The organism is Streptomyces sp. NPDC087270 (assembly GCF_044744625.1).
In the GTDB taxonomy this organism is placed as follows: domain Bacteria; phylum Actinomycetota; class Actinomycetes; order Streptomycetales; family Streptomycetaceae; genus Actinacidiphila.
This window is the reverse complement of the sequence record NZ_JBIUYR010000024.1, coordinates 113,928-124,538: the sequence shown is the minus strand read 5'-3', so window position 1 is coordinate 124,538 and position 10,611 is coordinate 113,928. Positions and strand designations below refer to the sequence as shown.

At 70.2% G+C, this 10,611-nt stretch carries 8 protein-coding genes; 6 read left to right on the top strand and 2 right to left on the bottom strand.

The window, feature by feature from the left end; translation table 11 throughout:
- The first annotated feature begins 8 nt into the window (after positions 1 to 8).
- Positions 9 to 719, top strand: a complete 711-nt coding sequence (locus ACIPAE_RS35230; RefSeq protein WP_366412957.1) for a FadR/GntR family transcriptional regulator — start codon at positions 9 to 11, stop codon at positions 717 to 719.
- 172 nt (positions 720 to 891) lie between these two features.
- On the top strand, positions 892 to 1,671 hold the full coding sequence (locus ACIPAE_RS35225; protein WP_402450929.1) for an IclR family transcriptional regulator: 780 nt from the start codon (positions 892 to 894) through the stop codon (positions 1,669 to 1,671).
- 61 nt (positions 1,672 to 1,732) lie between these two features.
- Here ACIPAE_RS35225 and ACIPAE_RS35220 read toward each other — a convergent pair whose 3' ends face one another.
- Positions 1,733 to 4,015 (bottom strand): FAD-dependent oxidoreductase, encoded by a 2,283-nt coding sequence (locus ACIPAE_RS35220; protein WP_402450926.1) that lies wholly within the window; start codon positions 4,013 to 4,015, stop codon positions 1,733 to 1,735.
- Between the two features lie 555 nt (positions 4,016 to 4,570).
- Between ACIPAE_RS35220 and ACIPAE_RS35215 the strand changes: the two genes are divergently transcribed.
- The 4 genes from ACIPAE_RS35215 to ACIPAE_RS35200 all read left to right on the top strand — a co-directional run bounded on the left by ACIPAE_RS35215 (position 4,571) and on the right by ACIPAE_RS35200 (position 9,030).
- On the top strand, positions 4,571 to 5,506 hold the full coding sequence (locus ACIPAE_RS35215) for a sugar ABC transporter permease (protein ID WP_366412959.1): 936 nt from the start codon (positions 4,571 to 4,573) through the stop codon (positions 5,504 to 5,506).
- Positions 5,503 to 6,420 (top strand): carbohydrate ABC transporter permease, encoded by a 918-nt coding sequence (locus ACIPAE_RS35210; protein WP_402450922.1) that lies wholly within the window; start codon positions 5,503 to 5,505, stop codon positions 6,418 to 6,420. The genes ACIPAE_RS35215 and ACIPAE_RS35210 overlap by 4 nt, the downstream gene beginning before the upstream one ends.
- A gap of 25 nt (positions 6,421 to 6,445) precedes the next feature.
- Entirely contained in the window at positions 6,446 to 7,726 is a 1,281-nt protein-coding gene (locus ACIPAE_RS35205; RefSeq protein WP_402450919.1) for an ABC transporter substrate-binding protein, read from the top strand.
- A gap of 62 nt (positions 7,727 to 7,788) precedes the next feature.
- The gene (locus ACIPAE_RS35200; protein ID WP_402450916.1) at positions 7,789 to 9,030 is read left to right on the top strand and encodes a family 16 glycosylhydrolase; all 1,242 of its coding nucleotides are present in this window, start codon (positions 7,789 to 7,791) and stop codon (positions 9,028 to 9,030) included.
- 128 nt (positions 9,031 to 9,158) lie between these two features.
- On the opposite strand, the gene ACIPAE_RS35195 is transcribed toward ACIPAE_RS35200, so the two are convergent.
- A complete protein-coding gene (locus tag ACIPAE_RS35195; RefSeq protein ID WP_366412963.1) occupies positions 9,159 to 10,205 on the bottom strand; it encodes a LacI family DNA-binding transcriptional regulator in 1,047 nt (348 codons plus the stop codon).
- Positions 10,206 to 10,611: the final 406 nt, after the last annotated feature.

Sequence of the window (10,611 nt, the reverse complement as noted above, 5' to 3'; positions counted from 1 at the left end):
TTCGATCGATGTCGCTGACCGACAAGGCAATCGCCCGGATAAGGGAACTCATTCGGTCCGGCGAATTGTCACCCGGTGGCAAACTGCCGCCGGAACAGCAGTTGGCGGCCGAGTTGGGCCTTTCCCGGAACCTGACGCGGGAGGCGGTCAAGGCCCTTGTCGTCGCGCGCGTCCTGGAGATCAGGCGCGGAGACGGGACCTACGTGACCAGCCTGGAACCGGCCCTGCTGCTGGAGGGCATCGGCTCCGCGGTCGAACTCCTCCGCAGCGACACGGTGCTGGAAGTGACCGAGGTGCGCAGGCTGTTCGAGCCCGCCGCGACCGGGCTGGCCGCCGGCCGGATCTCCGATGGGCAACTCCTCGACGTCAGACGGCACCTCGACGCCATGATCCGGGCGCGCGACGACGTGGAGCTTCTGAACGAGCACGACGCCGCCTTCCACCGCGCGGTGATCGCGGCCGCCGGGAACGCCACGCTGGCCAGCCTGCTGGACGGCATCTCCAGTCGTACCATCCGTTCCCGCGTGTGGCGCGGGATGGTCGACGACAACGCCGCGGGCCAGGCCGTCGCCGAACACGAGGCGATCTACGCGGCCCTGGAGACGAGGGACCCGGTCATGGCGCAGGCCGCGGCCCTGATGCACGTGAGCACGACCGAGCAGTGGCTGCGCCGCCACCTGGGTTCCGGGAGCGCCGACCGGCCCGCCACCGAGGAGTAGCCGTACGGCAGCCCCTTGGCGGGCCCGGTCGCGGCAGCCCGGGCACGCGGTCATGTGGGCACGCGGGCACACGGTCACGAGGGGGCCGTCCTCCGATGCGACGACCGCCTTGCGTCCGGCCTCCGGATAGACTGCTTGCAGAATGTGCATGGAAGTTGCAGAGGAGACCGGAATGGCGGCAGAACAGGGGACCAACCAGAGCGTGGAGCGGGCCGCCGCCGTGCTCCGGGCCCTCGCCGAGGGGCGGCCGGAGCGCCGGGTGTCCGATGTGGCCGCCGGCGCCGGGCTGGGTGCGTCCACAGCCTCGCGCCTGCTGGCCACCCTCGAACAACTCGACCTGGTGGAACGCGACCCGGTCAGCGGCCTGTACCGGCTGAGCCTGGGTACGGTGTCGCTGGCCGCCGTCGCGCTCAACGCCGACCCGGTGCACCGGGCCTCCCGCGTGGTGCTGCAGGCGCTGGCCGCACGGACGGGTCTCGGCGCCAATGTCGGCATCCGGCGCGGCGGCGAACTGATGTTCCTCGCCAACTTCGAAGGCGCGCGCACACCGCGGGCCTATACGCAGGCCGGCCACACCGCGCCGCTGCACGCGACGGCGATGGGCAAGTGCCTGCTGTCCCGGATGACCGGGGCCGAGCGCCGGGACCTGCTCGGCCCCGACCTGGAAGCCCCGACCGAGCACACGATCACCTCCCACGACCGGCTCGACTCCGTGGTGGACGAGGTGCGCCGTACCGGCTACGCCACCGAGGCCGAGGAACGCGCCCTCGGCCGCGCCTCGGTGGCCGCACCCGTCAGGGACGCCGCGGACCAGGTGGTGGCGGCCGTCTCGCTGTGGGGCCCGGCCTCGCTGCTCGCCGAGGAGAACGAGGGAGCCGGCCGGAGCGGTGACCTGACCCGCCAGGTCATCGAGGCGGCCGACGCGGTCAGCCAGGCGCTCGGCGCACACTGACCCGGCCGGTCCGGCAGGTCCCGTCACTTCTGGCAGGTCCCGTCACTCCTGGCGGCTCCGGTCAGTCCCGGTAGGCCCGGACCGCGAACAGGTGCGCGCGGGGCGCGCCGTGCGTGGCGTCCACCACCACGCGCAGGGCGGTCGTCCGCAGCGGTTCGTCGGTGAAGCGGTGCACCCGGTGGCGGCGGCGGTTGCCCTCGACGACGGCCGCGGTCCGCCACCCTCCGTCGGCGGTGCGGGCCAGCAGGCGGTAGTCGCGCACCAGTTCCGGCATCACCTCGAACGGGGTGCGGTGCCGGTGCAGGTTGTTGAGGTACTCGTCCACGTCGTCGTCCCACACCAGGTGGACCGTCCGCAGCTCCTGCTCGCCGTCCCATTCGAGCTGGAGGTGCTCGCTGCCGCGGCCCGACCCGGCAGTGGTCTGCGAGACCCACATCTGGGGTCCGCCGTAGGGCCGTTGGTAGCCGCCGACCGCCTTCGTGGGCGCGAAGGCGGAGGTTTCGGGGGAGACCCGGAAGCAGAACGAGCGCCGGCGCAACTCGCGGGCGGACCACTCCACGAGCGGCTGGCCGCGCTCCTCGGGTATGTCGTGATCGACGGCGGCGTCACCGTCCGCCTTGCGGCGCAGGGCGAGCACCCCCTCGGTCCGGTCCGGCACCAGGTACAAGGCGACACCCGGGGCCGCGCGCACCACGAGGACAACGTTCGCGGGCGACGCCGGGCGGTAGGGGAGAGGCGCCGTCACCCAGCCGGGGCCGCCTGGCGGCACCGCCACCCGGGTGCCGGCCAGGCGCTCCAGCGGGACCCCGTTCTCCGGCAGGAGGGTGCCCCACAACTCCACGGTCAGGTCGGCGCCGCCGGCGGCGGACACCAGGAGGTCGACCGACTCCAGCGCCGGATCGACGGGCAGCAGGATGCCGATGTCACGCTCCAGGGCGAACGGTTCGCAGCCGTCGCCCGGCGCGGGCTCGGCCGCCAGCCGGCGAAGGTGCGAGGACGCGGTGACCCGGGTGGCCGTACGGGCGAGGTCCGCGGGGTCGGTGTTGGCGACGCCCATGACCGACGCGTCCTGGCGCAGCAGCACCTGGCCCACCAGGTCCGTGTGCTCGGTCGCCAGCGTGCGCGGGCTCAGCTTCTCCGCGACGCACAGGGCCGCCGCCGTACCCGCCGCCTCGCCCAGCGTCGCGCAGGTGGCCATGACACGGGTGGCGCCGAACGCGATGTGCGTGGCGGAGATGTTCCGGCCGGCGAAGAACAGGTTGCCGACGTTCGCCGAGTACAGGCAGCGCAGCGGGATGTGGAAGACCCCGTTCGCGTACCGCTGCCGGGCGCCGGGCCCCTCCGCGTACATCCCCTGCACCGGGTGGAGGTCCACCGACCAGCCGCCGAAGGCGATCCGGTCGGCGAACTGCCGCTGCTCCAGGATGTCCTGCTGGGTCAGCACGTGGTCACCGGCGAAGCGGCGGTACTCCCTCTTGCCGGGCACGCTGCCCGCCCACTCCAGGACGAGGTCGTCGGCGTCGAACTCGCCGGAGTTCTTGATGTGGTCCCAGATGCCGGCGATGACGGCGGACAACTCGTCGCGGATGCGCTCGTTGTCGTGGACGGTGTCCAGTTCCCCGCCCCACTCGACCCACCAGTAGTCGCAGCCGTTGTCACCGGTGCGCAGCACGCGGTTGCGCAGGATGGGTGTCGTCGCCAGGTCCTTGGCGTAGCTCGGGGGCACGAACTTCACCGGCCGGTCGGCCTTCTTGGTGTAGAAGAGCAGCGTGGAGCCGAGCAGTGCCCCGTCGGCCTCCTCGGGGGCCCACGGCTCACCGAATTCGCGGCGTGCCTCCCGCCCCAACCGGTACCGGGCGCCGGCGAGATGGCCCACCAGACCGTCGCCCGTGCAGTCCAGGAACTGCTCGCCGGTGAAGGTGAGGACGCGCTCGGAGCCCATCATCCAGCCGGTGACCGAGCGAACGGCGCGGGCGTCCTCGGGGCCGTCCGCCTCGACCTCGCGTACGTCCGTGTTGAGGTAGAGGTCGATCAGCGGCTCGGCACGGACCGCGTCCAGGACGACCTGGTCCCAGTAGTACGGATTGCCCTCGGGATTGCGGAACTGGTTCTCCGTGTACAGCTCGCCCATGATGCCGCTCTCCCGGGCGAACCGCTGTACCCCGTGAGCCGTCGCGCCGCAGACCCACACCCGGACCTCGCTGCTGCTGTTGCCCCCCAGCACGGGCCGGTTGTGGACCAGTGCCACCCGCGAGCCCAGCCGGGCGGCGGCGATCGCGCCGCACACGCCGGCGAGTCCGCCGCCGATCACGACGATGTCGTGGTGGTGGTGTTCGTGCCGCATGGTGCTGTGCTCCCTCACGTCGGCGGCGCGCCCACTGTCACCATCACTGCAACTGGCATCCATATAACGCGCTCGATGTGCACAGTATGCATCCGAGCGAACGGTCTCCGGTAGTGGGTGCGTGCGATGCCGGTCAGGTCGTCGCCGCCCGTGCCTCGGCCCGGTCGTATCGCCGTACGCCGGCGGCGCATCGGGGTCGGCACCGGGCCGCGAGGCGGGCGAGCCATGGGATGAATCCACCGGCGCCCGCCCTTCGTTCGGCACGTGGGCAGGGGAAGCCCTCTACGCGCGGCCGGAGAAAGACGACTTAATGGGATGTTATGACCAATCCGCGAGAACCCTCTTGCCGAGAAGCGGATTTGGACATGGGATGTCACCGGCGGCGGCTGCTGGGTCAGGTGGACGCGTTGCACGCGGAAACCCCTCATGTGCATGTGACATGCAGAAGCGGAGGGATTTTGCTGTCGGATTGGTTGACAGCATCCGTCGGCGGCACCTAGCGTCCTGGCCGTTCCGGATATTCGCAGATTGCGACATGTACCCAAGAGAGGTCCTATGTCGGACCAGACCGTTCTCGAACCGGGCGGCACACGGCCGGCCGGAGCCGCGTCGTCGCGCGGCCTACGCGGCGACTTCGGCTTCGTCGCCCTGCTCGTCCTGCCGGGACTCGCCCTGTTCCTCGCCATCGTGGCCTACCCGCTCGTCGCGTCCATCGTGAGCGGCTTCTTTCGGCAGAGCCTCGTCACCCCGGGGCGCAGCTTCGTCGGACTGCGCAACTTCCGTGCCGTGCTGGACGGGGACTTCTGGCCGGCGCTGGAACGCACAGTGGTCTTCACCGCCGGCACCACCGCGCTGTCCTTCGTCCTCGGACTGGGCCTGGCACTCGCCCTCAACACCGGTATCCGGGGGCGAGCGGTGCTGCGCGGGGTCTTCCTCCTGCCCTGGGTCATGCCGAGCGTCGTCGTCTCGTTCCTGTGGCTGTGGATCTTCAACGCCAACTACGGTGTCCTCAACGGCGTCCTGCTCGACCTGCACCTCATCGACCACAGCGTCGCCTGGCTCGCCCGGCCCGGCACCGCCATGATCGCGGTCATCGTCGCCAAGAGCTGGGCCAGCTTCCCCTGGATGATGGTCATGCTGCTCGCCGGGCTGCAGACCGTGCCCGGCGAACTGTACGAGGCGGCGGCCATGGACGGCGCGGGAGCCGTACGGCGCTTCTTCTCCCTCACGGTGCCGCACCTGCGCCCGATCGCGGGCATCGTGCTGCTGCTGGAGTTCATCTGGAACTTCCAGCACTTCGACACCATTTACGTGCTCACCGGCGGCGGACCCGCCAAGGCCACCACCACGCTGGCCGTGGATCTCTACCAGACGGCGTTCACCGGCTTCGACGTCGGACGGGCCGGGGCGCTGGGCGCGCTGTGGATGGTCATCCTGCTGGTGCTGACCGCGGGATACGTGTGGCTGAGCGAGCGAGGAGCATCGCGATGACCGTGGCCTTCAGCAGTGCGGCGACCGAAACACGCGAGGTGGCCGGGAAGGAGCCCGGCGCCCGGCGCCGCCGACGCGGAGGTCGCGCCGACCTCCGACGCCAGCGCGTGGCGGCATGGGCGGCCGTCGCCGTCATCGGCTGCTTCGGGCTGCTGCCCGTCTACTGGTTCGTCGTGACGGCGATCACGCCCGACGGAGCCGTCTTCAGGTTCCCGCCGCGGCTGTTCCCGACATCGGTGACGTTCAGTCACTTCACCAGTCTGGGTCACAACGCGCAGCTGCTGCGGTATCTGCTCAACAGCGCGATCGTGTCCCTCAGCACCGCGGTGCTCAGCGTCATCGTGGCCGCCTACATGGCCTACGCGTTCTCGAAGTTCCGCTTCCGCGGCCGGTCGACGCTGATGTACACGATCCTCGCGTCCCAGATGTTCCCGCAGGCACTGCTGCTGGTGACGCTGTACGCACTCTTCAACGCCTACCACCTTCTCAACACCTATTTCGCGCTGATCCTGTCGTTCTCCACGTTCACGCTGCCGCTCTGCGTGTGGATGCTCAAGGGCTTCTTCGACGGCATCCCGGACTCCCTCATCGAGTCGGCGCGGATCGACGGGGCCTCGCGCTGGCGGACGCTGCACTCGGTGGTCCTGCCGCTGACCCGACCGGGTCTGATCGCGGCCGGACTGTTCGCGTTCGTCCGCGGCTGGAACGACTTCATCTTCGCGCTCACCTTGTCAGGACCCAGGACACAGACCCTGCCACCGGGCCTGGTCAACACCTACATCGGCGAATTCCAGACCTCCTGGGCCGATCTGATGGCGGCTTCGCTCGCGGTGTCCGTCCCGGTCGTCGTGGCCTTCGCCTTCCTGCAGCGCTACCTGGTCGCCGGACTCACCTCCGGCGCCGTCAAAGGCTGAAAAGAATCCTGATCGGAGAACCACCATGGGCACCGAAACCCTACTCACCCGACGGTCGCTGCTCGGCCTGATCGGGTCGGCGACCGGGGCGGCCCTCGTGGGCGCCTGCGCGCCCAGCAGCAGCGGGAGCACCCACGGCGACGCACAGGCCACCGGCTTCGGCTTCACCGGCTGGTCGCTGAACGAGGCGTCGTCGAAGGACGCCCTCAACTCCCTGCTCGCCACGTGGGCCGGCAACAACCACGTGAAGCTCAGAAAGACGGCGTTCCCCTACGACAACTACCTGAGCCAGTTCACACTCCAGGCGCGTGGCGGCGAGTTGAGCGGCGCGGCGCAGATGGACATCGCCTGGCTCGGCCAGGCCGCGGCCCTCGGCAGACTCGTGGACCTGGGCACCCCCGCCGCCCAGGGCGGCTACACCCCGGCCGCGCTGACCAGCGGCAAGGCCGACGGCGTGCAGTACGGACTGCCGTGGACCACTGCCTCGATCGGCCTGATCGCGAACCAGGACATGCTCGACCAGGTCGGTGCCAAGTCGCCGCCGGCCACGATCGACGACTTCGAAGCCCTGCTCACCGAACTCAAGGCGACCGGTGTCACGCCGTACGCCGGCTCGACCAAGGTCACGCAGCTGAAGGACATCGAGCCGTGGATCTGGACCTTCGGCGGCAGCATCATCGCCGACGGCAAGGTGACCCTCGGCGACGACGGCAGCGTCGAAGCAGTGACCTGGTACAAGAAGCTCTACGACAAGAAACTCATCGCGCCGGACGTCGACCGCTTCGACGCACGCGCGCTGTTCGCACAGAAGAAGGCCGCGATCTACGACGACGCGATCAGCGGCCGTGGAGCCGTCGCCGCGGCCTCCAGCGACAAGGAACTGGCGAAGAAGCTGACCCCCGTTCCGCGGCCGGTCGTGCACGCGGGGGACACCCCGCAGGCCATGCTCTGGGGCCACGTCCTGGTGGTGTTCAAGGGCACGGGCTCGGACAGGGCCACACAGCTTGCCTCATGGCTGACCACTGACCAGGCCGCCCTCACCACCTGGTTCGAGAAGACGTCGTACCCGCCGGCCACCTCCGCCGGACTTGCTCGGCCCGATGTCGCCAAGGACACCTACACCTCCCGGTGGTCGTCCCTGATCACCAAGACGGCGCGCCCCGGGCCGTTCTGGGGCTATCCGAAGGGCGCGCAGATGGACACCGCGCTCGCGACCCAGGTCCAGGCGGCGCTCACCGGGCAGGCCAGCCCGAAGCACGCCATGCAGCAAGCCGCGTCCGACATCAAGGCACTCATGAGCTCCTGATCGAGATTCATGAGGTTCGGCACCTGGAATCCCCTCCACCCTCCCAGAAGGGACCTTTTCCCATGTCCACCAGCACACGCTCCCCCAAGTGGCGCGCCGTGGTGCGCAGACCGAGCAGGATGCTCCCGCTCCTCGCGGGGTTCGGGCTGCTCGCGCTCACCGGCACGGCGGTCGCGTCGGCGGCCCCGTCGGACGCCGCCCACCCGGCCCTCCAGCACGGCGCTGCCGCCCTGCCTGTGGGCGGCGGCTACACCCTCGCCTTCGACGACGAGTTCAACGGGACATCGGTCGACACCTCGAAGTGGAACTACCGCACCGACCAGAAGGCGAAGAGCGCGCAACTGCCGGAAAACGTCACCGAGGGCGACGGCCACCTGCGGATCAACGTCAAGAAGCAGACGGTCGGGGACTTCGCCTACACTGGCGGGGGAGTGGTCAGCAAGCAGAAACTCCGGTACGGCTACTACGAGGTGCGCGCGCGTACGACGGCCGGCGCGGGCTGGCACAGCGCGTTCTGGGCCCAGGCCGGTGACGGCAGCGACACCTACAACGCCGACCGGCGCACCGAGATCGACGGCTTCGAAGTGGACTCCTCGACGCCGAGCACGATCCGGCACAACATCATCCCGTGGTTTCCGGCGGTCTCCGGATACAACCCGACCAGCAACAACTACACCTTGCCGTTCGACACCTCCGCCGCCTGGCACACCTACGGCTTCGAGTGGACCGAGCAGCACGTCGCGTTCTACGTGGACGGCAAGCTCGCCTACGAGGCCCCGTACCCGGCATCCATCGACACCCATGATCCGCTCAACATCTGGCTGACCGACATCGCCACCCAGACCGTCGACGACTCGGCGCTGCCCGGCCACTGCGACTTCGACTACGTGCGCTACTACCAGCGCGACTACTACGTCGACAACGCCACCGGGACCGGGTACAGCGAGACGGGGTCCTGGGCCGACAGCAACCAGACCGGCTACACCGCGGGCACCAAGAGCCGCTACGCGACGCGGCCCGGCGCGACCGCGACCTGGCGGCCGGACCTGCTGGCCGCGGGGAAGTACCACGTGTACCTCTACAAGGAGGCCAGCCAGACCGCGGCCGACCCGGACCAGACGGTCGAGGTGGGAGACGGGCACCGGGTGCACAGCAGCGTCGTCAACGGGACCATCGGTGCCACCGGCTGGCTGGACCTGGGCACTTACCAGTTCGGCCGCGGTACGTCCGGATACGTCAAGCTCACCGGTAGCGCGGCGTACTCGCGCGCCAACGCGGTGAAGTTCGTCCGGCAGGTGCCGTGATGGCGAGGTCCCGGGTCCGATCCCCGAAGACGCCGCCGCCGTTGGCCGGTGGCATGCGCCGCGGACCGGTGCAGATCGGGCTGGACCTGATGGCCTGACCGGCCTGACCGGCGGCCACCCGCCCGCTGTCAGCGCGCGGGTGGCGGCCCGCTGCTCCTGCGGACGACGAGTTCGGACTGCACGGTGGAGCGCGCCCACGGGCGCGGCGCGCTCTCCAACTGGTCGAGCATGAGGGCAAGGCACCGACGGCCGATCTCGGCGAAGTCGTGCCGCACCGTGGACAGCGGCGGGATCGTGTGCGAGGACTCGGGGATGTCGTCCGTGCCGACCACACTGACCTGCTCGGGGACCGGGCGGCCGGCTTCGTGCATCGCGCGCAGCACCCCCATGGCCATCTGGTCGTTGGCGGCGAAGACGGCGGTGACGTCGGGGTCCGCGGCCAACTCCCGGCCCAGGACGTATCCCGAGGTGGCGCTCCAGTCGCCGACCAGGACACGCGGTTCCGGTGCTCCCGCGGCACGCAGGGCCGATCGCCAGCCGGCGGCCCGCCCCTCGGCCGCGATCGAGTCCGGCGGGCCGGCGATGTGCCGCACGGTCCGGTGGCCGAGGTGCAGCAGGTAGTCGACGGCCTGCCGGGCGACCTGCTCCTCGTCCACCGTGACGACGGGCACGGACTCGTCGAAGCTCATGTCGAGCATGACCAGCGGCACCTTGTGCGAGGCGTCGGCGAGCGCGCGGGCCACCGGCGTCCGGGACGCGATCACGATGATCCCGTCCACGGACTGGCCGATGAGCCTCAGCACGGCGTCGGTGACCGCGGCACGGGTCAGCGCGCTGAGCGGGATCGCCGTCACGAAGTACCCGCGGTCGCGGGCCGCTCCGCTGATCGCGTGCAGGGTTGCCGCAGGGCCGTAGCTGACGGCGTCGGACGTGATCACCCCGAGCGTGCGGGTGCGGCCGGTGGTCAGGGCGCGCGCCGAGTGGTTGGGCTGGTAGCCCAGTTCGGCGGCCGCGGCGAGCACCTTCTGGCGGGTCTCGGGCCTGACGTTCGAACTGTTGTTGAAGACCCGCGACACGGTCTGTTTGGAGACCCCCGCACGTTCGGCGACGTCCACCATGATGGCGCCGCTGCGTCCGGTCCCGGCGCCTTCGTCGGCTGCGGACACCCCCCGCATCGCTGTCCTCCTCGCGCTCCCGGGCGCTGGGCGCGCCCCTTGTCGACATGTTACCGGGACCATGTGCATGGTCAATCGAGCCGCTTCCGACCGGCCGCGGAAGGGGTCCTCGGATGTGCGGAAAAGCGCACAAAATGGTGCCGCGCCGGGAGGGTTCGTCCGAGCGGACCGTCGCCGGACGGCGGCCGCTCCGTGTCATTCGGATGACGACGATGTTGCGCAGACATCTTGACTGCGGTGATTGTTCCCGGGAACACTCGGCCGCAAGCCGGTCAGGAGCCGCAGCTTCCGCACCTCCCTTCCGCGTGTCCGGCCTCCCTCCTCATGGCCTCCCCATGACCCTCGACGCGACGTCCCGAGGGCCCCCGTCCCCTCTTCGCCCGGCCGTATCGAGCCGGTGTTCCCG

Bases quoted from the DNA above. Each gene is read 5' to 3' on its own strand.
- ACIPAE_RS35205 (WP_402450919.1), top strand. From the start codon at position 6,446: ATGGGCACCGAAACCCTACTCACCCGACGGTCGCTGCTCGGCCTGATC.
- ACIPAE_RS35225 (WP_402450929.1), top strand. From the start codon at position 892: ATGGCGGCAGAACAGGGGACCAACCAGAGCGTGGAGCGGGCCGCCGCC.
- ACIPAE_RS35215 (WP_366412959.1), top strand. From the start codon at position 4,571: ATGTCGGACCAGACCGTTCTCGAACCGGGCGGCACACGGCCGGCCGGA.
- ACIPAE_RS35230 (WP_366412957.1), top strand. From the start codon at position 9: ATGTCGCTGACCGACAAGGCAATCGCCCGGATAAGGGAACTCATTCGG.
- ACIPAE_RS35195 (WP_366412963.1), bottom strand. From the start codon at position 10,205: ATGCGGGGGGTGTCCGCAGCCGACGAAGGCGCCGGGACCGGACGCAGC.
- ACIPAE_RS35220 (WP_402450926.1), bottom strand. From the start codon at position 4,015: ATGCGGCACGAACACCACCACCACGACATCGTCGTGATCGGCGGCGGA.
- ACIPAE_RS35200 (WP_402450916.1), top strand. From the start codon at position 7,789: ATGTCCACCAGCACACGCTCCCCCAAGTGGCGCGCCGTGGTGCGCAGA.
- ACIPAE_RS35210 (WP_402450922.1), top strand. From the start codon at position 5,503: ATGACCGTGGCCTTCAGCAGTGCGGCGACCGAAACACGCGAGGTGGCC.